Here is a 23,651-nt window from a genome sequence, read left to right as displayed (position 1 = left end):
AAGTGCTCATTTAGCCTGCAATTGTCACTCGATTTCGGCTATTCGACTTACTTTGATAGAGCATACTGTCTGTTTTTTGCAGAATCTCTTCCGTGTTTTCATTAGCGTAAATAGCAGCACCAATACTCAAAGTACAACTGAGCTGTCGACCTTTGTGCTCACAATGAGACTGGCTCACTGTTCTTAGAATACATTGTAAGTATCGTTCTAAGGCTTCATGGTTTGTAATACTAGAAATGATACAGAACTCATCTCCACCTATACGAAACAGGTTATCCCCCTCTTTCAAGCTCACTGAGATAACCTTAATCACATGAATAAGTAACGCATCACCGGCTGGGTGCCCAAACTTATCATTGATCTCTTTAAACTTATCAACATCAAACACTATTAAGCTAAACGGCTTATCGCTTTGTATCGATTGACCAAGCATCTTATTAAAAGCTCGGCGATTATAAATTTCCGTTAAACTGTCATGATTGGCAAGAAAGCGAAGTTCTTCTGTTCTTTCATCAATCATTCGATATAAGCGCTCTTTCTCTCGAATTTGCAGGTTCACAATATAAGCAAGCAGTAATGAGATAGTGGTACCAACTATGCCGATTCCCGCCAACACTAAGTAACCATTAAATGAAATACATGCATCTATCTTGAAGTCGATAATCCATTCACGGTTAGTTAATGTAATCGTCTTTGTAATGTGCTGCCCAGTTACCGCTTCATAACCATTGGTTTCGAACATTATCGGGGCATCTTCAGCTTCAAAACCGCTATCGGTAACACGCACATAAACGTCCATATCGCCGACAGTAGATGCCAGAAGTTTCTCAAAATAGTATGTGGTACGAACCACACCAATCACAACGCCAAGTAGATTATCGCTTTCGCCTTCAAACACAGGGTGATAAACCAACATGCCGGTCTTTGGTGTATTTTGATCTAAGCCGTCTTGAAGCAAGCGAACTTTGTCTGAAATATTCGCTTTACGTGTCTGTTTAATATTATCTAAAACCAGCTTGAAGCGCTCACGAGAAAAATAAAAGCCAACTACATTGTCGTTTGCTTGTGTGTTGGGATACAGGTCACTAGCAATGAACGCCGGCTCACCATCTAAGATGTAACCAAAGACTTTGGCTTCGTGTTTTGGAATAGTGAACAGCTCGTAAGACGGGTATTTTTCTTTCATCTTAGCGGTATGCTCGGCAATCTCGTCTGCTGCCACTTTTTGCATCCACTGCAAGCCAATTAGACTTTTTGAAACATTAATCGTTTGTTGTGCAAAACGATCAAACTTATCCCAGTTTTCAGGATCATTTGCGTAGAAAAAATTAGCACCAGAACCAATGTAAGCCACGTCATTAGCGATAAACGCTTCCAAACTCAGTGTCTGGTGAGTAGCAAAGCTATCCAAATTCATATTTAACGCGCGGTTTTGGTTTAACGCGACTAATATAAAACACAACACAGTAATCAAAAAACTGACCAAAAATACGACCAATGGGAGAGTTCGTCTCTTCAACCCTGTAAGTGGGTCGGTAGTGTGCGGCATGTGGCTTCCAAATAGTCTCTAATGAGTTAAAAGTATATAACGGGAGGGAATCATGCTCCATTTCTGTTTAGTCTTAAAACTGACATAAAACGGGCATTGTTTACCTTGCCCTCACATCGACGACCAATATTCGACCGAATCTCGACTAAATTTCAAGCTAACACACCAAAAACCCACTTGATTAAAAACATTAAATACCACTCTTAAGCCTTGAATATGCTAGTATCCATCCATATTTATAGCTTGAAAGTGACCGTTTCGGCTTAGTGCCAATGAGTTTCTTTCCAACCTGTATATTCCTTTGAACCGACGAATATACCGTTAAATCAATTTTAAAGAGAAATCACTATGATCGTTGATTTGAACCTAATCCCACAAACGTTTGATATGCTTCACGCAGGCCTAACTGCATCAAGCGTTTTACTACTGTTAATTGCCGTTTCTCGTAAAACCAAAGTGGTTGAGAAAGTCGTAGAAAAACCAGTAGAAAAGGTCGTTGAAGTTGAAAAGCCAGTTGAGAAAATTGTCGAAGTAGAGAAAGTAGTAGAAGTTGAACGTGTGATCGAAAAAGTAGTAGAAGTTGAATCTAAGCTTGCTACAGCACCAACAGACTCTGCAATGCAGCTACTGTCTATCATGCAGCAAGAAGCGCGCCTTATCGACTTCTTAAAAGAAGACCTAACGTCATTCTCTGATGAAGAAGTTGGCGCAGCAGCTCGTGTTATTCACACTGGCGGTCAAAAAGTATTGGCTGATTACGTAACGCTGTCTCACATCCGCACTGAAGATGAAGAAACACGTATCACTATCGCTGAAGGTTTCAACCCTCAAGAAATTCGCCTAACTGGCAACGTAACGGGCAATGCACCATTCAACGGCACACTAGTTCACAAAGGTTGGAAAGCAACTGACATGAACCTGCCTAAGCTTGCTGAAAACTACGATGCATCTGTAATTGCACCGGCAGAGGTGGAGCTATAATGGAACACCAAAGTCATTCAGCTCAAGAGCCATCTTCTCAAGAGCAAAACCAGGTACCCAAGTTCAGTGTTGGTATCGATTTAGGTACTACACATTGCGTTTTGTCTTACATAGACACAAGCAATGAAGACGCTCGCGTTGAGGTGATGCAAATCCCTCAACTGACGGCGCCAGGTACAGTAGAAACTCGCAGCCAACTTGGCTCGTTCCTATACCAACCGCACGAACATGAAATGAATGCGGGCTCTCGCGTTCTTCCTTGGTCTTCAGAGCCAAAAGCGCTAGTGGGTGCAATTGCTCGTAACCTTGGTTCTAAAACCCCTATCCGTTTGGTAGCAAGTGCAAAATCTTGGTTATGCCACGGTGGTGTTAACCGTCGCGATGCTTTCCTTCCTGCAGGCAGCCCTGAAGAAGTTGAAAAAGTATCTCCGCTTAAGACAACTGAATTGTACCTTGAGCATCTTAAAGACGCATGGAACCACGCAAACCCAGAACACAAACTGGCAGACCAAGATGTAACGATCACGGTTCCAGCTTCGTTTGATCCTGCGGCTCGTGACCTAACAGCAGAAGCTGCACGTAATGTTGGTTTCACTCACCTAACGCTTCTTGAAGAGCCACAAGCGGCTCTGTACAGCTGGATTGATAACAGCAACGACACATGGCGTGATGAAGTAAACGTTGGTGACATCGTTCTTGTTGTCGATATCGGTGGTGGTACAACCGACCTTTCGTTAGTTGAAGTAACACAAGATGACGGCAACCTAAGCCTGAACCGTATCGCAGTAGGTGAACATATCCTACTTGGCGGCGACAACATGGACTTAGCGCTCGCTTACCGTCTGAAAATGAAACTGGCTCAAGAAGGCAAAGAACTGGCTCCTTGGCAGGTTCAAGCAATGACTCACGCATGTCGTGATGCGAAAGAAGCACTGCTTAACGATGCTGAACTGCAATCTGTGCCTATCGTTGTTCCAAGCCGTGGTTCTAAACTGCTTGGCGCAACACTGAAAACAGAACTGACTCAGCAAGAAGTTCAACAAACATTAGTGGACGGCTTCTTCCCTAAAGTTGCTGTAACTGAGCACCCTGTACAAAAGACGCGTGGCGCACTGACTCAAATGGGTCTGCCTTACGCTCAAGACGCAGGTATTACTCGTCACATTGCCGCATTCCTTTCTAAGCAAGCGAACGCGCTTTCTGGAAATAGCGAAACGGCTCAGCAAGATTTCAACCCGTTTGCAAACATGCCCGGTATGCCCGGTACGCAAGGGTCAGAAGCGCCAGCGGCAGACTTCATCAAGCCAACAGCAATCCTGTTCAATGGTGGTGTTCTAAAATCGAACCTACTTGCTGATCGTCTTTCAGATACGATCAACGAATGGTTGATCAATGCTGACGAAGAGTTCGCAAAACAGCTTTCAGGTTTAGATTTAGACCTAGCGGTTGCAAGTGGCGCTTCATACTACGGCGCAGTTCGTCGTGGCCAAGGCGTTCGTATCCGCGGTGGTATCGCTTCTTCTTACTACGTAGGAATTGAAAGCGCGATGCCAGCTATCCCAGGTATGGCTCCTCCGATGGAAGCTTTGTGTGTTGCACCATTTGGTATGGAAGAAGGTTCAAGCGTACAAGTACCTAGCCAAGAATTCGGTCTAGTGATTGGTCAGCCAGTACACTTCCAGTTCTTCGGTTCAACCATTCGTCGTGAAGATGAAGCGGGTACGCACCTTGATCACTGGGCGCCTGAAGAGCTTGATGAGCTTCCTGAAATCCAAGTGACATTGCCGGTTTCTGAAGGCCGTCGCGAAGGTGAAGTGGTTCCAGTGACTTTGGCTTCTCGCGTTACTGAGCTAGGCACCTTACACCTAGAAGCGATTGCTACTGACAACGGTCAGAAGTGGCACGTTGAGTTCGATGTTCGTGAAGACTCGAATAACGACTCAAACGAACAAGCATAATGAATCAACGGCACCTTAGCGGGTGCCGTTACTTTATCAATGCATTTCTCAATCTAGTCCTGCCTGTTTCTCAGGAATGACGTTTACGAATAACAACAATAAGACCAAAGCTATCAAAAAACTGGTCATCACTCTGGAAGAATAAGGTTTTGTATGGCAACTCCTCGTTTTTTAGTCGGCATTGACTTAGGTACAACCAATACGGTTGTCGCTTACTGTGAAATCAACGACGACCTACAACATGCTCCCGTTTCTCTTTTCGATATTGACCAACTCATCGGCCCCGGTGAAGTGGTTCGCAAGCCCCTACTTCCATCCTTTCGTTACCACCCAGCACAAGGTCAAATCTCCCCTTCTGACCTGACGATGCCGTGGGAACCAAGCCCCGTTGAAGGCGATATTAAGAACGTTATCGTCGGTGAATGGGCTCGTGAATTAGGCGCTAAGGTTGAAGGCCGCCAAGTATCGAGTGCTAAGAGTTGGCTATCACACCAAGCGGTTGATCGTAACTCCGACATTCTGCCTTGGGCTGGCGCAGCTGATGTCGATAAAGTCTCGCCAGTTGTGGCGAGTGCAAGCTACCTCAACCACATTCGCCAAGCATGGAACTACCGTAACCCGAGCAACAAGCTGGAAGACCAAGATGTTGTGGTTACCGTTCCTGCTTCCTTCGATGAGACAGCACGTAAGCTAACACTCGAAGCCGCAGAACTGGCGGGCTTAGGTAAGATTCTATTACTCGAAGAGCCGCAAGCCGTTTGTTATGACTGGTATGCCCGTCACCAACAAACCGCAGCAGATGAACTTCAACAAATCCCACTGATTCTAGTGTGTGATGTTGGAGGTGGTACCACCGATTTAAGCTTAATTGAAGCCAAATTCGATGCGAACAGCGACGGTAATAACGAGCTCGCACTCGACCGTATTGGTGTTGGTGAACACTTGATGCTTGGTGGTGATAACCTCGATTTAGCCCTTGCCCACCTTGCAGAGCAACGCTTCAATCAAAACAAAAAGCTGAATGCCTCTAGCCTAACCAAACTGATTCAACAGACTCGCGCCGCAAAAGAGAGCCTGCTTTCTGCCAATGCGCCCGATGATGTAAAGATCACCATGCTGGGCAGCGGTTCAAAACTGCTTGGCGGTACTAAGAGTATTGGTTTAACTAAACAAGAAGTCCATCAAATCGCATTGGAAGGTTTCTTCCCGCTTTCTGAGTTTACTGAAACACCCGACAAACGCCGCAGTGCTGTGGTTGAGTTTGGTCTGCCTTACGTGGCTGACCCTGCGGTGAGTAAGCACGTTGCAGAATTCCTAGCAACGCACCAACAAGTGTCTAAAGCCGCATTGGAAAACTCAGACTCTATTGAGTTCGATGACACCAAACCTGCAATTCCAGTTGGCGTGCTGCTCAATGGTGGTGTGTTTAACAGTGAACTGGTAACAGAGCGAATTACTCAGCTACTGGGCAACTGGAACGGTTCTCCTATCACAGTGCTTGATAACCCTCATCCAGATTGGTCTGTTGCCCTTGGCGCGGTTGCCTTTGGTAAAGCACGCCGCGGTGCACAGCTGAAAATCGGTGGCGGTGCTGCCCGTTCTTACTTCTTGCATCTGCAAGAGAAAAACAAGATGGGTAAAGCGCTTTGTCTGCTTGCCAAAGGAACCGAAGAAGGCCAAGAGATACGCTTGAACAGCCGTCGTTTCTCGCTGACTTTAGGCGAACCGGTACGATTTAATCTTCTGACTTCAACACACGATCAAATTGCTCATGACACCGCTATTCAAAATGGTGTGATGGTCAATGTCGACGCTGACTTGTTCTCCCCTCTTCCACCGTATATTTCTACACTGGAAGGTTCAGGTACTGCAGAGCTCCAAGCCAACCAAAAAGAACGCGTCGAAGTATTGCTCGCGTGTCAATTAACGGAAGTCGGCACACTGAAAATGGAATGTGTGAGTACAGAAGATGACTCTAAACGTTGGTTGCTCGAGTTTGAAGTAAGAAACAAGCAAGGTGATGAGTCTGATACCGCTAAACTTCACCCAAGACTGGATGAATGTAAGGAATTGATTTCTCGTCTGTACAGCGGCAACAAGAAGAGTGCTGAATCAAAAGAGATCAAAACACTATCGAAAGATCTTGAGAAGCGACTCGGTAAGCGTGATGAATGGGATTTCACGACCCTTCGTCATCTATTTGATACCTTCTCATTAGGTCGTAAACGTCGTCGCCGCTCAGAAGCACACGAGAAGAACTGGCTACGTTTGGCGGGATACTCGCTACGTCCTGGCTTTGGCGATCCGACTGACTCATGGCGTATCGAACAGATTTGGGGCCTTTACCAACAGAACATTCAGTTCAAGAACCACCAAGGCTGGACAGACTGGTGGGTATTCTGGCGTCGTGTCGCTGGTGGGCTAAACCAAGAGCAGCAAGAGAGTATCTTGGCTGACATCGCTAAATACCTTCACCCAGGTGCAATGAAGAACCCTAAGACAGCCAAAGATGCGCAAGATAATGGTTATGAAGCCATGGTCCGTTTAGCGGCGTCACTTGAGCAACTTGAGGTTGAAGACAAAGTGCTGCTGGCAAGTTGGTTCTTAAGCAAAGCGATCAACCATAACCAATTTGAACAGGCTCACTGGTGGGCGCTAGGACGATTAGCATCAAGAACGCCTTTGTATGGCAGCCAACACAGCGTAATTCCTAGAGAGCAAGCTGAACAGTGGTTACCAAAACTGCTTGAACAGAACTGGCAGAAAGAGCAGATGATCGCCTTCGCAGCGGTGATGATTTGTCGAAAAACCGGTGACCGTCAGTTTGATATCTCTGACGACTATCGCAATCAAGTGATTGAGAAGCTTAAGCAAAGCAAGGTACCTGACTCATGGTTAACACTAGTGAGTGAAGTGACTGAGCTTTCTGAGAGTGAATCTAAGCGTGTGTTTGGTGATGCGTTACCAAGCGGATTAAGCCTAATCAATAACTAGGTTTGAAAACGATTAGCTTTCGTTGCTAATGGTAAAGAAGCTAGCAAGAAAAGAAAAAGCCACTTTCGATTCGTTGAAAGTGGCTTTTTTATTGGTGGCTTAAGGCTGGTATGTGTAATCGACTTATAGCTTTTTGGTTAAGAGCCTTAGCCGTGTTGCAGTTCATCATTGTTAATGTTTGGTTCCAGTTGGGTTGATAGGAAAATCCGTATTTTCATAAATGTCAGATAGTTTTTTCGGTTTATTCTCTTTTGCTCCTTTGTTCGATTGATTATGAGTTTCGCTTAAAAGCCATTCCTCATGCATTTTTGCTGAATCCAAAAACTCTGGATCCTCCATTGCTTCCTTGCGAAGTTTATTTACACGTTCGAGAGTATCCCAAATCATAATACTTCACCTCCACTAAGGCAGTAATATAAAGATAGCTCAACCCCATGAAACTTCAACTAACCCAATGAGATAGCGATCTCAATTTCGTAATTCACTCGCTTTAAATGAGTGGATATGGTCACCTTTAGTTGGGCTCAAATAGTGGGTCTTTCCCCATGATCTTCGAAGATCATTAGGCACAAAAAAAGCGAGCTCGATGCTCGCTTTTTGTTTTTCTATCTGTTGATCGAAACACCAACACTCACTCGATTAAATCACACCGAGATTAAGCACGGTTACCGATTTTCACCTTGCCATTGGTAGCAAACCAAAGGGCTTCTGAACGACGACGACCGATTAAAATCGGGCCATCATCGTAGAACAAAAAGTTCTTCCAATGCTTCTTGAAAATCGCCCATTTGGTTTCAAGAACATTGTACTTTTCATAACAAAAATAAACAGTTACGTCATCTTGCCAATCAATAAAGTTAAGAATCTCTTCTGGCATTTCAGGCTCATCCGCTTCCCAATGCGCCATCCAGCTGATCTCTTCATTCCAGTTCGATGCTTTGCTTGGCCAGTCTTGCGAGCTCAGTCGTTCTGCGTCTGGGCTTTGAGGGCTCACGTTCTCTTTCCAGAACTGAGAAGCTCTCGCCTGTGTCATTGGCTTAATCTTTTCCAAGTCCTCTGCCGGCAGCGGCATTGACTGGTGTGTGAAAATCCATTTTCTTTGGTATTCGTCCAAAGTTGTGTATGACATCAAAATTCCTCAAATATCTTCTCAGGCTGATGGATTTACCATGCCTATCTGTTCTTTTTGATGCAGTGACGGTTTCATTTTATCTATGTCGTCACTGCCTCTAAATCTGTATTTACGCTTAATTGGTACTTACGCCTAATGACTATTGATCTCTATACAGCGCGTCTATCTTCCCAGTTTGGGTTAACTAATGCCGTCAGTATATGGTCTTCCCATTTACCGTTAATCTGTAGGTAGTCTTTAGCAAAACCTTCTCGGACAAAACCAAGATGTTCTAATACACCAGCACTGCGTTCGTTGTGAGGCATGTAGCCCGCCATTAAGCGGTGCATGTTCTGCACATCAAACATGTAGTCTTTGGCCATGCTCAAACCTCTGCGCATGTAACCGTGGCCTTGTGCACTTTGCGCCAATGAGTAACCGACATTACAAGCGTAGAACGGGAAACGCGACAAATTACTGAACGATATGGTGCCTAACATTTCATTAGAGTCAGCGTTAATCAGTAAACAGTAATAGCCTAGCCCCATTTTATGAAGCTCGTTTAACTTAATCAGTCGCTGCGCCCAACTCGCTCTATCAAAGAACGCGTCTTCGCGAATCGGTTCCCAAGGTTTCAGATACTCTCTGTTAACCTGAAAGTACTCGCTGATCATGCCAGCATCATCGATTTCAGCCGTGCGTAGAATCAGATTACCATCATGCTTATAAATGCGCTCTGGTGTACTCAAATCTTCCATAATCTTGTTCTTATTCGATCAGTTCTTTCTGATACCGTAATCACGAAGCTTATTCGCAATTGAGGTATGAGATACATTCAAACGTTTTGCTAGCTTACGGCTTGATGGGAAAGACTGATAAAGCTTCTCTAGAATCTGAGATTCATAGTCTTTCATGATTTCATCGAGCGAACCATCTAAGCTCAGGTTCGCCATTCCTGCCGTCATTGTTTCAAGCTGTGGCAAGTGGAATTGCTCAACCGTTAGCGTGTCTGAATCCAACTCTGTTAGTGCGCGTAGAACCATGTTGTCTAACTGACGAATGTTGCCCGGCCATTGGTAATTACCAAGCTGGTCGACTAACTCTTGAGTCAATTTTGGTTTTAACATACCTAACTGCTGCGCGTACTTTGCAACGAACAGTTCCAATAGCGGTGCTACGTCGTTTGAGCGCTCACGCAATGCAGGGATAGACAGAGTCAGTACATTCAAGCGGTAAAACAAATCTTCACGGAACGAACCCGAGTCGGCTAATTCAGAAAGACGGTGGCGCGTTGATGCAATAATACGAACATCAGCGTGCATCTCTTCTTCTTCACCAACACGACGGAATGAACCATCTTGTAGGAAACGCAGCAATTTGATTTGTAGATGCGGGCTCATCTCGCCAATTTCATCTAAAAATACGGTACCGCCATTCGCTTGTTCGAAAATACCTTTATGACCTTGCTCATGGTTGAATGAACCCGGCGCATGACCAAACAATTCCGTTTCCGCTACGTCATCAGGCATCGATGCACAGCTTAGAATCAAGAATGGGAAAGACGATCGATTTGAACGGTTATGACACGCTTTTGCCAACATCTCTTTGCCTGTCCCTGTATCGCCTTCAATTAATAGAGGCTGATCCAGCATAGCCAATTTCTTAGCTTGGCTGATCAAGGCTTTATGGCGATTAGAGACACCAACAAAGTGTTCGAAACCAAGGTTGTTCTGTTCTGGGATTAAATCTGGCGAGTTCATCTCTTGATTACAAGAGCGAATCGTCATTACTGCGCTTGCCAGTACCGCTTCGTTGACATCACCACCAAGGTAAATCGGCAGGATCTCAATAGAGAAATCTAAGCCATCCAACACGACAACTTCACGATGGCGCGTTACATCGCCTTCGATCCAGCGAGCAAAGTTAAAACTAGGAACAAACGTCGCGAGCGGTTCACCGATGACTTCATCTTCTTGTTTGTTGAAGAGGCTCAATGCGGCGTGGTTAGCCATATCGACTGAGCCTTTAAGGTCAATCGCAATCACAGGATCAGGTAGGTTTGCCAGCAGAGCAATCAGCTCTGTGTTATGCCTTTCGCTTGGCATAAATTGGATTTTACGTACATCCTTCACACCTGAAATTCGGCGAATTTCAGCCATAAGTTCACTAAAAGCATCAAAATCGATATCAGGGCAGTTTAGGTAAATAATGCCTTTAACATCAATTTCGATTCCTCTTAAATCAATGCTTTTTGAGGCCAAGATATCGAGCAACTCACGTGTTAAGCCGAGTCTGTCTTCACACAATACTTCAAGACGCACAAATAGTCCTATTATAGGTGTCAGGATAAGTTGACAGTAGTGTGGATTAAGCTCTGAGTTCAGTCAAGAAGAAGAGTAAACATATGTTTACTCTTCTTCTCAAACTATTGAGCTTTAAATGCTTTATTTGAGAGTGATACGCTTTATTTCTGAAAGGACAGCTTTGCGGAGGTCTGCCAGTTTTACTTTTCTCTCGTTATGCCAAGGCATAGGTCGAAGCAATGTCATGGCTTTTAGACCCAGTCTTGCAGTAAGAATACCAACACCTAGCCCCTGCCCTGCTCGAGCTGAGACTTTGCCTGCAAGATCCATCGAGACGAGATCCATACTTGCATCAATTGCGAGTTCACTGGCTCCCGCTGCTGCCATGTTGATTAACACCAATTTAAATAGCTTAATCCTAGACCAGTAGCCAAGCTCAATGCCATACACATCAGCAAGCTTGTCTATCATGGTGAAATTTCGCCAAGCCACCAACAACATATCAGCCGCCGCCAATGGACTCACCGCGACCAAAGCCGCCGATTCGGTCGAAAACTTAGTGACGATTTGAGTCGCTACTTTGTCTTGTTGACTCACGACTAACGCATCGTACATATCCAACACTTCTGCATCACTGTGTGCAGGGTTAATGCTGTTTCGCCACTTATCGTACGAAGGAGACTCAGCGATAATGCCGCCTTGCTTGGCGATGTTTTCACAGAACGCTTTGCCCTTGCCGACACTTTGACTTTGGAGTAGCTCTTCACTCTGCTCTTGGACACTAAAGTGATCTTTAAGTGAACGCAGTTTCCACAGCTCTTTGCCTATTGCGCCTAAACCCAATGAAGCAATGGCAGCAATAAAGCCTGCCCAACCTAACGCAAGCCAATCAGCAGTTTGAATTGCGGTAATGACCGATTCAATTGCTTGCCATCCAACTAGGCCAGAAAAAGCGACCAATAAACCCGTTCCAAACCTCTTCTTCTTTTTGCTCGGTCGAATCACTTGTTCCAATTGCTGCTCAGCTTCACCATCAAGTTCGGCTTCCACTTGCGGTGCGACAGGGACAAATTTCTCTTGCTCTGTGAACAGTTGTTGAGCACCTAAATCCGGGCCAACGTCGGTCTTGTCTTGCTCATCAAAAGAGGTCTTCAACGGTTCATTAAAGACCTGCTTTGTTTTTAATTCACTCATTTTGATTGCCTCAATTACTTCAACTTGTCGCCAATGAGATACTCTAAAACCTTGTCGACTCTTAGATGTTGGCAAGGCTCATCGGAATGTTGCTCCATCGGTCTAAAGCTCGTGAAATCAAACTGGTTGGTTTCCCAATACTGTTTATTAGGCAACTTACGCGGCACCTCTCCCGGATACATGGTTTGAGGGACATTATCCAAAGTCACACCTTGCAACGCCGGAACATTGTCTGAACCCGACGAGATATAACCCGCGCTGGTCGCTTGAATAGACGCGATACTCATACAACTCATGTCGATGTGTTCAAACGCCGCCTGCTGCCAAGCTGGATGCACCATCTGTTGTAACAGTGACACCAAGTTCGGATGTTGATCCGGTGTCACGTGGTCAGCTTTTGTGGCTGCAAACAAGATCTTGTCGATCTTCGGCGCGAATAAACGTCTTAAGATATTGCTTCGACCGTACTTAAAGCTCTTAAGTAACTGTTCTAACGCGCCACGCATGTCCATGAAAGAGTCATAGCCCGCATTAAGTGGCTGTAAGCAATCCACTAGCACGATTTGTCTGTCGAACGTCGCGAAGTGATTCTTGTAGAACGCTTTGACGACCTTCTGTTGATACTCTTCATAACGCGCTTTCAGTACCGCATAGTTACTTGTTTTTGAGAACTTACCCTCAGGTGCGATGCACGGGAAGAATTGCAACACAGGCGCGCCTTCAAGCTCACCGGGTAATACGAATCGACCCGGTTGTACCCAATGCAGCCCGTTACTTTTACAAGTATGAAGGTACTGAGTGTAGCTATCGGCAATCGCGACCAGTTTCTTTTCGTCCGCTTCTGCTAGCAAATCGATATCACCTCGCATGGCGTTCCACTGTTGCGAGTAAGTTTCTCTGTCGCCTTTCAATGCGGCAAACTGAGATTGGCTCCAGGTATCGAAGTCCATATCCAGTAACGGCAAATCAAGCAGCCATTCACCTGGATAATCGACAATATCGAGATAAAGGGTGCTGTTTTTACTCAGTAGCTTTTTCGCGCCCTTCGCAGGCTTATATTTGATTGCTAGACGAATCTCACTGACATCACGCGTTGGCACTGGCCATTCTGGTGGCTGTGCATTCAACGACTCCATCGCTTCATCATAAGAGAAGCGTGGGATCATCATGTTGTGTTGCGGGATGCGCTTTGCGCCAATAATTCTTCCATCTCTCGCCGATGCAAGCAGTGGCAGGTTTTTATGGGTAGACGTGTGAAGAAGCTGATTAACCAGCGAAGTTATGAATGCTGTCTTACCCGCACGAGAAAGACCCGTGACCGCTACTCGAATATGAGAATCCGTTCCTCTGCTTATAAAGTCACTCATTTCTTGAGTTAGGTGTTTCATTTGAACGACTCCGTGATAGTTAGGCTAGCTGGTTATGATAATAGAGAGGCAAGCCTATGTTCTTTCCCAATTGGGATAGTTTGTATGCTTTTGCTTTTGCTTTTGCTTATGTTGATGTTGATGAGTATGCAATACACATTCTTAATGCTAGATGAATAAAAGCCCCTGACTACATTCATAATCAGGGGCTTTAGAATTTTTGCACGATATCCGACGTTTAATCGTCTTCAATCAACTTGTAGATAACAAACAGCGCAATCTCTGCAATTAGCCAAAGCGCACATGTAATCGTCACGTATTTATTATCAAAGATACTGATCCCTTTCAAGATCAGGTCGTAGCCAACAAAAGCACCAATCACCACTGCCAAGATAATCTGTAGGATCTGAATAAAACGAGGCATTCCTCTCTCCTATGTTCTTATATCAAACTATGTGTTTATCACTATATCATTGATAATAAGACAAAAGTGCAGATAATGCTGCACTTTTGTCTTTAACTTTCTGTCAAAAATTGCAATTCAAACGCTGAAGTTAGCGACAATTACGATTTTTTGGCGTCGATTAATTACGCTTTCTCAGCTTCAGCAATCTTCACTTTCCACGTGTCAGGGCCGATCTGGTGTGCGTTCACGCCGTTAGAGTCAACCGCTACCGTTACAGGCATATCTTCAACTTCAAACTCGTAAATCGCTTCCATACCGAGATCTTCAAACGCAACAACGCGTGCTTTTTTAATTGCTTTTGCGACTAAATAAGCTGCACCACCAACCGCCATTAGGTAAACCGCTTTGTGCTCTTTGATTGATTCAACCGTTGCAGGGCCACGTTCCGCTTTACCGATCATGCCCATAATGCCAGTTTCGTTCAGCATCATGTCAGTGAACTTATCCATACGTGTTGAAGTTGTTGGGCCCGCAGGACCTACCGCTTCATCACCTACAGCATCAACAGGACCCACGTAGTAAATGAACTTGCCTTTGAAATCAACGCCGGCTGGTAAGCCTTCGCCGCTTTCTAGCATGCCTTGAATACGTTTATGAGCAGCATCACGACCGGTTAAGATCTTACCTGACAGAAGAACCGTTTCGCCGGTCTTCCACTCTTGTACGTCTTCTTTAGTCACTTCATCAAGGTTAACACGACGTGTATTTGCGCCCGCTTCCCAAGTGATGTCTGGCCACTCTTCTAACTTAGGTGGCGTTAGCTCTGCTGGGCCGCTGCCATCTAGTGTGAAGTGAACGTGACGCGTTGCTGCACAGTTCGGGATCAAACATACAGGCTTAGAAGCAGCATGAGTTGGTGCTGTTTTGATTTTTACATCAACCACAGTAGTGAGACCGCCAAGACCTTGTGCACCAATGCCAAGCTTGTTTACACGGTTGAAGATGTCTAAACGAAGCTCTTCTTCTGCGTTCTCAGGACCTTTCTCGATAAGCTCTTGGATATCGATGTGTTCCATCAAAGATTCTTTCGCTAGCACAGCTGCTTTCTCAGCCGTACCGCCGATGCCTATACCTAGCATACCCGGTGGACACCAGCCTGCACCCATTGTTGGCAGCGTCTTCTCTACCCATTCTGCAATATCATCAGAAGGGTTCAGCATAACCATCTTGGTTTTGTTCTCAGAACCGCCGCCCTTAGCCGCGATTTGAATTTCAACTTTGTTGCCTGGAATCATATTAATGTGGACAACCGCTGGTGTGTTGTCTTTGGTATTAATACGCTTACCTGCAGGGTCCATTAGGACAGATGCACGCAATGGGTTATCTGGGTTGTTGTAAGCTTGACGAACGCCTTCATCAACCATCTGTTGTACTGTTTGATCCGTTTCCCACCTAACATCCATACCGATGTTCACGAAACAAGTAACAATACCCGTATCCTGACAAATTGGACGATGGCCTTCCGCAGACATGCGCGAGTTGATAAGAATCTGAGCGATCGCATCTTTAGCTGCTTGGCTCTCTTCTTTCTCGTACGCTTTTTCTAGGGCTTGGACAAAGTCTAAAGGGTGATAATAAGAAATGTACTGAAGTGCGTCAGCGACACTGCTGATCACATCTTGCTTACGAATAACCGTCATTGCATGCCTCTTTATTGTTCTGGTTCCATGTGGGTTCACAGTTTGACTATATGTGCCAAATCGAATTAGGTGGTTTAGCTTTTTATTGTGTTGAGCTGTATTTAGTTGCTTTAGCAATCGCTTGCATAGCTTTAAACTAAACCACTTGGATTACTCCGTTCTAATCAAGAACCCATTTTATTTTCAATTTATGATACTCTTGCTTCCTCTCACACGCCATGCAGTGATCGAACTCTTTGTCACAAATTAAACAAATGAATAACAACGAATTTCGCTCTATCCAAATCAAGCCGCTTGAATATCAATCAACTTTAGCTAAACAGCTGTTTTCCCATATTGAAAACCTGCCGTGGGCAATGCTATTACGCTCCGCTTCAGAAAGCCACGTTGATAGTCGATACGATATTTTAGTTGCTCAACCCATCGCCACCTTCGAGACAATCGGTGCAGAAACGACCGTTAATGTTAATGAGACGTGCGAGGTTTCAGACTCTGATCCTTTCGAACTACTCGACCAATATCAGCAACAATTATTGCCTGCGACTAAAGAGCACACTCAGTTGCCATTCGTTGGCGGCGCTTTAGGCTATTTTAGCTATGATTTAGGGCGCAGAGTCGAGACACTTCCATCACTCGCAAAGCGTGATATTGAAGCACCTGACATGGCAGTTGGCTTGTATGAATGGGCTGTTATCGTTGACCACCAATTGAAAACGGCGTGTATTGTCGGTAGCAATATCGATGAACATCATGATTGGCTAATGCAGCAGATGGCTCAATCACACCTATCACATGCGCCCTTTGGGTTAACCACACCGTGGCAATCCAATATGAGCGAAGAGAGCTACGCCACTAAGTTCGATAGTGTTCAAGAGTACCTGTTATCCGGGGACTGCTATCAGATTAACTTAGCTCAGCGCTTCAATGCCCAATACCAAGGTAGTGAATGGCTGGCTTATGACAAGTTAGAACAGTACAACTCAGCGCCCTTTTCGGGTTTTATCCGTTTGGCCGACTGCGCAATCATCAGTGTTTCGCCAGAGCGTTTCTTAGAACTCAAAGACAACGTCATTGAAACCAAGCCAATCAAAGGCACACGACCTCGTTCTGAGGACCCGATGATTGATAATACCAACGCGCAAGACCTAGCAAGCGCCGATAAAGATCAGGCGGAAAACTTGATGATCGTCGACCTACTTCGTAATGACATTGGCCGAGTAGCAAAACCGGGCACAGTGCATGTACCAAAGCTCTTCGATATTGAAAGCTTCCCTGCCGTGCACCACTTAGTGAGCACGATACGAGCGGACCTTGATGACCAATACTCTGCAACTGACCTTCTGAGAGCCTGTTTCCCTGGAGGCTCGATTACTGGCGCACCAAAAGTTCGCGCGATGCAGATCATTGAAGAGTTAGAACCGCATCGACGTTCAGCGTACTGCGGCAGTATTGGCTACATCAGCCGAAATGGCAGAATGGATACCAGTATTACCATTCGTACATTAGTCGCCGAGAACAACACGCTTTATGCTTGGGCTGGCGGTGGTGTGGTATTTGATAGTGATTGTGCTTCTGAATACCAAGAAACACTGGATAAGCTGAGTCGAATTCTACCGGTACTTGAAGATTGCTAAACCTAGTGTCATTAACTGCGAGTTCCGTAGCTTAACGGCTAGCAAAAGTTCGATATAAAAAGAAACCGAAGGATCGTAAGATCACTTCGGTTTTTTAGTCTGTAAGTTAGAGTACATAACTCACAACGCTTTATTCGCGTGTTTAAGCGACCTTCACCGCAGAGACACCCCACTTCTTAAGCATCTCTTTCAGATCGTTGGCGGTGTAAGGTTTACTCAAAATGTCATCCATCCCACACTGAATACAACGTTCGCGTTCTTCAAGTGTCGTTCCGGCGGTCAGAGCCACAATAGATTTAACGTAACCCTTCTCTCTTAGCTTCTCTGTTGCTTCAAACCCGTCCATAACAGGCATTCTGCAATCCATGAATACAATATCGTATTCATTGTCTGACGCGAGTTCAAACCCTTCGACACCATTGCTTGCGATAGCAGGTTCAATCTCATGTTTACGAAGCATTTGCTGGATGATGATCTGGTTCATCTTAATATCATCAACCACCAGCACTTTAAGTAGTGACAATTCCGCTTCAGACTCAAAGCCCTTGGCGACACTATCACTCTCTGCCGGAACATCGACAACTTGAAGAGGAATCGAGATGGTAAAGGTCGTGCCTGAGCCAACAACACTGGTCACCCCAATATCGCCATTCATCAGAGCCACCAGTTTGCGACAAATCGCTAAGCCAAGCCCGGTGCCCTCATAGTTTCGGCTACTTGAGTTATCTGCCTGTGTAAAAGGTTCAAATAGCGTCTTATGTGCTGATTCAGCAATTCCGACTCCGGTATCTTCTACAGAGAAAACAAATTGGTTTTTGTCCCACTCAATATCAACATTCACATGCCCTTCTTCTGTAAATTTAATCGCATTACCTATTAAGTTCACAAACAGTTGTGTGATGCGCTCTAAATCGCCTTGGAAATGGGAGGGAACGTTTGACGTAACACTGATATTGAATTCGAGCTGCTTCTCAATTGCTCGATTGACGAAGATGCTTTCAATCGTGTTTCTCAAATCACGTAGGGCAAATTTCTTTGGAATAAGCTCCAACATCCCTGCATTGATTTTGCTGTAATCCAATAGATCATTAATGATGGTTCGGAGAAACTCTCCAGATTGGCTCAGGTTGTTCACTATCTCACGCTGAGAGCTATTCAGTTCGGTATCACTGATCAACTCGGCACTGCCTAGTAAGCCATTAAGTGGAGTTCTTAACTCATGATTAATCATGGCCACAAAGTCACGCGTTGCCCTTTCGGACTCTTCCGCTCGTTTACGTGATTCAATATTTCGGTTGATTGCTAGTTGATGGGTTAAGGCACTGCAGATAAGGTCCGTGACCAACAACAGTTGGCTTTGGATAAACTCGTAGTCTTGGTCTAACAACCTGACTCTGACGATTAACGCACCAACTATGACTTTTTCAACCTCTAAGGGCACGGTCAGTAGGTTGTCTTGCCAATGAGGTTCTTGAATGTCTTGCTCTAACACCTCGACAGTCTCATCGCCATAATCATAGGTCTGTAACTGAGGGATGAGCTTGGGAGGTAGAATCAAACGACTGGCTTCGATTAAGTAACTGTTAGTCACGTTGGTCGTTAGTTCAGATAGCATGACATCATCGAGATCATTTCTTAGAAACGCGCGCCCAAAATCAATCAACAGGTTGTCGATTTGTTCTTGGAATTCAATGCGGCGTATATTCGCGTTGGAGCGTTTTTCTAACTGACGCAAAGCAAGCTCAAGCTGTTGGTTAGCCTCGAACAGTTCGAGGCTCTTCTGTTCCAACAATCCTTCAGCCGCTTTCCTTGCCGCGATTTGACGCTTAAGCTTCTTCTCTAGGGCAGATGCCAGATCCATATTACTTTTCTACTTTGAGATTAAACCTAACCACGCTTTGGTCATCATTTTGTGGCGTCATCTCCACCGCGATAGATTCACCGTGGTATTCAGCACATCCTTCAATAAGCCCCAAGCAAACATGAGACATACACCTTGCGCTTTTGTAGTCAAAAACAAGTTGTGCTTCGGTCGTGGTGATAAAACTGAATTCAGGTGGCTCAGCATCTGGATAGAGCTTCTTCACTTCAACATGAATGTAACGCTCTACGTGCTGAATAAATTGAAAGGTGGTATTGCTGTGAGCAAGGCTCGCTTTATTCGGTAATGAGGCCAGTAAGTTCTTAAATACAGACTGCCCAAACACGCGTTGCAAGCTTGCCGCATCAATATCGGTTTTCTTACTCAAGTTGATAATCAACCTGACAAGGTCTTTGTGGTCGTAACTGCCGACCGACGTATAGATCCCTTCATCTTCTGACATTTCTAGAACTTCTTCCAAAAGCTCTAGCCCAAACTTGTCTTCAACAAGCTCTAAAAATTCGGTGAATATGATTCCTTTCATCTCATACCTTTTCTTCTATTTCTTTTTAGAATGGTCCACTAAGTTATTGTTATCAAATTCTTAAACAAAAAATCTACGTTTCGTCACCCAATTTTATGACATGGGTAACGCTTACTCGCCTGTATGCACATATTGAATATAGCAAAAATCGTCATTTTGAGGAGATTCATCGGTAAACAGCCTCTCATGACGCCCAATTGATAACTAAAAGAGGGAAAGTGAATGAAGAAAAACTCGATATTGGTAATCAACCCACGGTTATGTCTATACTTAAAATCATAATAATCAATATATTGGCTTGATATGAATAAAGAAAACTTCCTTCAGCAATTCCAACTTAACCCTACCGTTGGCTATCATCCTGAGTCAGTAGAGCGTGTTTCGCACATCAGTGGCGAGCAATTACGTAAAGCGGCAGTGGTGGTAGGTTTAGTTGAAAGAGAAGATGGTTTACATGTCATTTTTACTAAAAGAGCGGCTCATTTAAAGCATCACCCCGGCCAAGTCAGCTTTCCTGGTGGTAAACACGAACTTTCTGACCCTTCTATGCAATTCACTGCACTCCGAGAGCTCCATGAGGAGGTGGGAATTCGATCGGATCAAGTTAAAATTGTTGGGCAATTACCTGCATTGAGTACTATTAGTAAATTTTCTGTGACGCCGATTGTTGCCATGGTCGATCCTGACTATAAAGCCATCATCGATGAGAACGAAGTTGCCTCAATTTTTGAGGTGCCCGCTACCTATGTTTTAGACCAAGCCAAGTTACACAGCCACACTGTTAACTTTAAACAAATCAAGCATCGAGTTTTTGCTATGCCCTTCCAAGAGCACCTAATTTGGGGCGTTACGGCGCAAATCATCCACTCACTGCAGCAACATGTAGTGCAACAAGTTACATAGCAACTACGTTTTGTTTAATCTCTGTTAACAAAATCCAGACTTTCTATGGAACAGATTTATTAATGCAATTTTACGCAAACGTTTCCCTGGTATAAATCTATACAACCCCGCCTTTCGCATAAATAAAAGTAATACCAAGCATAAACATAAATCACCTGTGGCACGCTATTTTCGTGATCAAAAATCCGTTTTTCGCATATCATGTGACACGCCGTTTCATTACATGATTTAGATCTATTTTTTGCAGAAGAAAATTCTGCAGAATTAGCCCCGACTTATTTCCTGTTCCCAAAAAATGAGTAATTTAACATGAACACAACAACTTCTTCGGCAAATGCCGTTAAAGATTCAAGCAAGTTTAACTATAAAGATTTTACCTGGTGTTTATCACTATTCGGTACAGCAGTTGGTGCTGGCGTACTATTCCTTCCAATCAAAGCTGGTGCGGGTGGTTTTTGGCCATTAGTTATCCTAGCTCTAATTGCGGCACCAATGACTTGGTTCGCACACAAATCTCTAGCTCGTTTCGTACTGTCTGCTAAAAACCCTGAAGCTGACATTACAGATACAGTAGAAGAACACTTCGGTAAGACTGGCGCAAACCTTATTACTTTCGCTTACTTTTTCGCTATCTACCCAATCGTTCTGATTTACGGTGTTGGTATCACAAACACTGTTGATTCTTTCCTAGTAAACCAAATGGGTATGGAATCTATTCCTCGTCCTCTTCTTTCTGGTGCACTTATCCTTGCTATGACTACAGGTGTTGTATTCGGTAAAGATCTGATGCTGAAAGCGACTTCAGCAATGGTTTACCCACTAGTATTCATCCTACTAGCACTGTCTTTCTACCTAGTTCCAGATTGGAACACTTCAATGATGGAAGTAACACCTGAATGGTCAACAATGCCTTCTGTTATCTGGCTTGCTATTCCAATCATCGTGTTCTCTTTCAACCACAGCCCAATCATTTCACAGTTCTCTAAAGAGCAACGTCGTGTATACGGTGAAAACGCAGTTAAGAAAACTGACGCGATCACTGGCGGCGCAGCAATGATGCTGATGGGTTTTGTAATGTTCTTCGTATTCTCTGTAGTTCTTTCTCTATCTCCAGAGCAACTAGCAACAGCACAAGCACAGAACATCTCTGTTCTTTCTTACCTAGCAAACGTACATGAGTCTCCACTTATCTCTTACATGGGTCCTCTAGTAGCGTTCGCAGCGATTACTTCTAGCTACTTCGGTCACTTCCTAGGTGCTCACGAAGGTCTTGTTGGTCTAATCAAGTCTCGCTCTGGTTCTTCAATCTCTAAGATTGAAAAAGCATCTCTAGCGTTCATCGTTGTTACAACTTGGATTGTTGCGGTAGTTAACCCAAGTATCCTAGGTATGATTGAAACAATGGGTGCTCCAATGATTGCAGCTATCCTGTTCCTAATGCCTGTGTTCGCGATGCAGAAAGTACCAGCTATGGCTAAGTACAAAACTTCAGCACCTGTGCAAATCTTTACAGCTTTATGTGGTCTAGCGGCTATTAGTTCTGTAATCTACGGCGCTCTTTAATCTCAAGCCCTTTTTATAAGATGGCATCCATCTTATATCGCGAGATTAGACAAAAAATATAATGATAATAAATGAGCCTCCCTACTCCCCTTGGGAGGCTCTCTTTTTGAGGTAATCGCTATGATTAGTGTATTTGATATCTATAAAATCGGTGTTGGTCCATCGAGCTCACACACAGTTGGACCAATGAAAGCGGGTAAAGAATTTATTGATAACCTACGTTCAATGGGAAAATTGCGCGACATCACTAAAATCACCGTGGACGTATATGGATCACTATCACTGACAGGGAAAGGTCACCACACAGATATCGCAATCATCATGGGTCTTGCTGGCAATACTCCTGAGCGTGTTGATATCGATTCTATTGCTGGCTTCATTGCTCGCGTAGAAGAAACTGAGCGCCTTCCTGTTGGCATGCACTGTCATACAGTATCGTTCCCACGCGATGGCGGTATGAACTTCCACACTAGCAACCTTTCTCTACACGAGAACGGCATGAGCATTCATGCATGGGTTGGTGACGAAGTTGCATACTCAAAAACGTACTACTCAATTGGTGGCGGTTTCATCGTTGACGAAGAGAACTTCGGCAAAGAAGAAGAAAACCCAATCAAAGCACCTTACGAATTCACAACAGCTGAAGAGCTGGTTAATCAGTGCAAAGAAAGCGGTCTTTCTATCAGTACACTGGTTATGAAAAACCAAGCAGCGTTCCACTCAGACGAAGAGTCTCGCACTTACTTCGCTAACATCTGGAAAACTATGCGTGAGTGTATGGATCGCGGTATGAATACTGAAGGTATCCTGCCTGGTCCACTACGTGTTCCTCGCCGTGCAGCAGCACTTCGCCAACAGCTAATGACTTCAGAAAAAACAACCAATGATCCAATGTCGGTTGTTGACTGGGTAAACATGTTTGCTTTCGCAGTAAACGAAGAAAATGCAGCTGGCGGCCGTGTAGTAACGGCACCAACAAACGGCGCATGTGGCATCATCCCTGCTGTATTGGCTTACTACGATAAGTTCATCCAAACAGTGACAGAGAAAGATTACATCCGTTACTTCGCAGCTTCTGGCGCGATCGGTGGTCTTTACAAGCGTAACGCTTCAATCTCTGGTGCTGAAGTTGGCTGTCAGGGTGAAGTTGGTGTGGCATGCTCTATGGCTGCTGCTGGTCTTGCTGAGCTTATGGGTGGTAGCCCTGAGCAAGTATGTATGGCTGCAGAAATCGGCATGGAGCACAACCTAGGTCTAACATGTGACCCAGTTGCTGGCCAAGTACAAGTACCATGTATCGAGCGTAACGGTATTGCTGCAGTTAAAGCAATCAACTCGACTCGTATGGCGCTTCGTCGCTCTTCTGCTCCTACTGTTTCTCTAGATAAAGTTATCGAAACAATGCTAGAAACAGGTAAAGACATGAACGCTAAATACCGTGAGACATCTCAAGGTGGTTTGGCTGTTAAGGTTGTTTGTTAATCATTCTGAATTAATAAACCGATAATAAAAAAGGAACGCCGCGGCGTTAATGCCGATCAGTTAAAGCCAAAGCGATCGGTTGAAGGATCCTTCAGAGCTGT

At 44.6% G+C, this 23,651-nt stretch carries 18 protein-coding genes; 7 read left to right on the top strand and 11 right to left on the bottom strand.

Annotated elements, in window-relative coordinates:
- Positions 1 to 10: 10 nt before the first annotated feature.
- Positions 11 to 1,549: a diguanylate cyclase domain-containing protein gene (locus tag AB6E78_RS09090; RefSeq protein ID WP_372133157.1), complete on the bottom strand. Its 1,539-nt coding sequence runs from the start codon at positions 1,547 to 1,549 to the stop codon at positions 11 to 13.
- Positions 1,550 to 1,897: 348 nt separating this feature from the next.
- Here AB6E78_RS09090 and AB6E78_RS09085 point away from each other — a divergent pair, with 348 nt between their 5' ends.
- The 3 genes from AB6E78_RS09085 (at position 1,898) to AB6E78_RS09075 (ending at position 7,482) form a co-directional block, all read left to right on the top strand.
- Complete coding sequence (locus tag AB6E78_RS09085) at positions 1,898 to 2,530, top strand: DUF2760 domain-containing protein (RefSeq protein ID WP_017060436.1); 633 nt, start codon at positions 1,898 to 1,900, stop codon at positions 2,528 to 2,530.
- A complete protein-coding gene (locus tag AB6E78_RS09080; RefSeq protein ID WP_017060435.1) occupies positions 2,530 to 4,488 on the top strand; it encodes an Hsp70 family protein in 1,959 nt (652 codons plus the stop codon). The genes AB6E78_RS09085 and AB6E78_RS09080 overlap by 1 nt, the downstream gene beginning before the upstream one ends.
- 153 nt (positions 4,489 to 4,641) lie before the next feature.
- Complete coding sequence (locus AB6E78_RS09075) at positions 4,642 to 7,482, top strand: Hsp70 family protein (protein WP_372058513.1); 2,841 nt, start codon at positions 4,642 to 4,644, stop codon at positions 7,480 to 7,482.
- Between the two features lie 171 nt (positions 7,483 to 7,653).
- Here AB6E78_RS09075 and AB6E78_RS09070 read toward each other — a convergent pair whose 3' ends face one another.
- The 8 genes from AB6E78_RS09070 to AB6E78_RS09035 all read right to left on the bottom strand — a co-directional run bounded on the left by AB6E78_RS09070 (position 7,654) and on the right by AB6E78_RS09035 (position 15,563).
- Positions 7,654 to 7,869, bottom strand: coding sequence for a hypothetical protein (locus AB6E78_RS09070; protein WP_017065431.1), 216 nt, complete (start codon positions 7,867 to 7,869; stop codon positions 7,654 to 7,656).
- A gap of 268 nt (positions 7,870 to 8,137) precedes the next feature.
- On the bottom strand, positions 8,138 to 8,611 hold the full coding sequence (locus tag AB6E78_RS09065) for a DUF2947 domain-containing protein (RefSeq protein ID WP_017060433.1): 474 nt from the start codon (positions 8,609 to 8,611) through the stop codon (positions 8,138 to 8,140).
- Positions 8,612 to 8,763: 152 nt separating this feature from the next.
- Positions 8,764 to 9,351, bottom strand: coding sequence for a ribosomal protein S5-alanine N-acetyltransferase (gene rimJ / locus AB6E78_RS09060; protein WP_017060432.1), 588 nt, complete (start codon positions 9,349 to 9,351; stop codon positions 8,764 to 8,766).
- A gap of 18 nt (positions 9,352 to 9,369) precedes the next feature.
- Complete coding sequence (gene tyrR / locus AB6E78_RS09055) at positions 9,370 to 10,914, bottom strand: transcriptional regulator TyrR (protein WP_372133152.1); 1,545 nt, start codon at positions 10,912 to 10,914, stop codon at positions 9,370 to 9,372.
- Positions 10,915 to 11,037: 123 nt separating this feature from the next.
- Entirely contained in the window at positions 11,038 to 12,090 is a 1,053-nt protein-coding gene (locus tag AB6E78_RS09050; protein ID WP_372133149.1) for a YcjF family protein, read from the bottom strand.
- Positions 12,091 to 12,104: 14 nt separating this feature from the next.
- Positions 12,105 to 13,478, bottom strand: a complete 1,374-nt coding sequence (locus AB6E78_RS09045; protein ID WP_017067718.1) for a YcjX family protein — start codon at positions 13,476 to 13,478, stop codon at positions 12,105 to 12,107.
- Between the two features lie 217 nt (positions 13,479 to 13,695).
- Positions 13,696 to 13,881 (bottom strand): hypothetical protein, encoded by a 186-nt coding sequence (locus tag AB6E78_RS09040; RefSeq protein ID WP_004734731.1) that lies wholly within the window; start codon positions 13,879 to 13,881, stop codon positions 13,696 to 13,698.
- Positions 13,882 to 14,045: 164 nt separating this feature from the next.
- Entirely contained in the window at positions 14,046 to 15,563 is a 1,518-nt protein-coding gene (locus AB6E78_RS09035; protein WP_102320448.1) for a fumarate hydratase, read from the bottom strand.
- A 254-nt stretch (positions 15,564 to 15,817) separates the two neighbouring features.
- On the opposite strand from AB6E78_RS09035, the gene pabB reads away from it, so the two are divergent.
- Entirely contained in the window at positions 15,818 to 17,197 is a 1,380-nt protein-coding gene (gene pabB / locus AB6E78_RS09030; RefSeq protein WP_372132189.1) for an aminodeoxychorismate synthase component I, read from the top strand.
- Between the two features lie 142 nt (positions 17,198 to 17,339).
- Here pabB and AB6E78_RS09025 read toward each other — a convergent pair whose 3' ends face one another.
- Positions 17,340 to 19,058: an ATP-binding protein gene (locus AB6E78_RS09025; RefSeq protein ID WP_017065652.1), complete on the bottom strand. Its 1,719-nt coding sequence runs from the start codon at positions 19,056 to 19,058 to the stop codon at positions 17,340 to 17,342.
- Position 19,059: 1 nt separating this feature from the next.
- The gene (locus tag AB6E78_RS09020) at positions 19,060 to 19,602 is read right to left on the bottom strand and encodes a heme NO-binding domain-containing protein (protein WP_017060423.1); all 543 of its coding nucleotides are present in this window, start codon (positions 19,600 to 19,602) and stop codon (positions 19,060 to 19,062) included.
- Between the two features lie 303 nt (positions 19,603 to 19,905).
- Between AB6E78_RS09020 and AB6E78_RS09015 the strand changes: the two genes are divergently transcribed.
- The 3 genes from AB6E78_RS09015 to AB6E78_RS09005 all read left to right on the top strand — a co-directional run bounded on the left by AB6E78_RS09015 (position 19,906) and on the right by AB6E78_RS09005 (position 23,550).
- The gene (locus AB6E78_RS09015; protein WP_372133145.1) at positions 19,906 to 20,505 is read left to right on the top strand and encodes a CoA pyrophosphatase; all 600 of its coding nucleotides are present in this window, start codon (positions 19,906 to 19,908) and stop codon (positions 20,503 to 20,505) included.
- 309 nt (positions 20,506 to 20,814) lie between these two features.
- Positions 20,815 to 22,068 (top strand): aromatic amino acid transport family protein, encoded by a 1,254-nt coding sequence (locus AB6E78_RS09010; RefSeq protein WP_017065422.1) that lies wholly within the window; start codon positions 20,815 to 20,817, stop codon positions 22,066 to 22,068.
- A 120-nt stretch (positions 22,069 to 22,188) separates the two neighbouring features.
- Entirely contained in the window at positions 22,189 to 23,550 is a 1,362-nt protein-coding gene (locus AB6E78_RS09005) for an L-serine ammonia-lyase (protein WP_372133142.1), read from the top strand.
- The last annotated feature ends 101 nt before the right edge of the window (positions 23,551 to 23,651 follow it).

The sequence above is a fragment of the Vibrio sp. 10N.247.310.98 genome, assembly GCF_041467395.1.
Lineage (GTDB): Bacteria > Pseudomonadota > Gammaproteobacteria > Enterobacterales > Vibrionaceae > Vibrio > Vibrio crassostreae_C.
Note: the sequence above shows the minus strand (reverse complement) of the source record. Positions and strands in the feature narration are given on the sequence as shown.

Coding starts and splice junctions, on each gene's coding strand:
- AB6E78_RS09075 (WP_372058513.1), top strand. CDS start 4,642: ATGGCAACTCCTCGTTTTTTAGTCGGCATTGACTTAGGTACAACCAAT.
- AB6E78_RS09085 (WP_017060436.1), top strand. CDS start 1,898: ATGATCGTTGATTTGAACCTAATCCCACAAACGTTTGATATGCTTCAC.
- AB6E78_RS09080 (WP_017060435.1), top strand. CDS start 2,530: ATGGAACACCAAAGTCATTCAGCTCAAGAGCCATCTTCTCAAGAGCAA.
- AB6E78_RS09010 (WP_017065422.1), top strand. CDS start 20,815: ATGAACACAACAACTTCTTCGGCAAATGCCGTTAAAGATTCAAGCAAG.
- AB6E78_RS09040 (WP_004734731.1), bottom strand. CDS start 13,881: ATGCCTCGTTTTATTCAGATCCTACAGATTATCTTGGCAGTGGTGATT.
- AB6E78_RS09025 (WP_017065652.1), bottom strand. CDS start 19,058: ATGGATCTGGCATCTGCCCTAGAGAAGAAGCTTAAGCGTCAAATCGCG.
- AB6E78_RS09015 (WP_372133145.1), top strand. CDS start 19,906: ATGAATAAAGAAAACTTCCTTCAGCAATTCCAACTTAACCCTACCGTT.
- pabB (WP_372132189.1), top strand. CDS start 15,818: ATGAATAACAACGAATTTCGCTCTATCCAAATCAAGCCGCTTGAATAT.
- AB6E78_RS09070 (WP_017065431.1), bottom strand. CDS start 7,869: ATGATTTGGGATACTCTCGAACGTGTAAATAAACTTCGCAAGGAAGCA.
- AB6E78_RS09020 (WP_017060423.1), bottom strand. CDS start 19,602: ATGAAAGGAATCATATTCACCGAATTTTTAGAGCTTGTTGAAGACAAG.
- AB6E78_RS09090 (WP_372133157.1), bottom strand. CDS start 1,549: ATGCCGCACACTACCGACCCACTTACAGGGTTGAAGAGACGAACTCTC.
- AB6E78_RS09035 (WP_102320448.1), bottom strand. CDS start 15,563: ATGACGGTTATTCGTAAGCAAGATGTGATCAGCAGTGTCGCTGACGCA.
- AB6E78_RS09005 (WP_372133142.1), top strand. CDS start 22,189: ATGATTAGTGTATTTGATATCTATAAAATCGGTGTTGGTCCATCGAGC.
- AB6E78_RS09045 (WP_017067718.1), bottom strand. CDS start 13,478: ATGAAACACCTAACTCAAGAAATGAGTGACTTTATAAGCAGAGGAACG.
- AB6E78_RS09050 (WP_372133149.1), bottom strand. CDS start 12,090: ATGAGTGAATTAAAAACAAAGCAGGTCTTTAATGAACCGTTGAAGACC.
- rimJ (WP_017060432.1), bottom strand. CDS start 9,351: ATGGAAGATTTGAGTACACCAGAGCGCATTTATAAGCATGATGGTAAT.
- AB6E78_RS09065 (WP_017060433.1), bottom strand. CDS start 8,611: ATGTCATACACAACTTTGGACGAATACCAAAGAAAATGGATTTTCACA.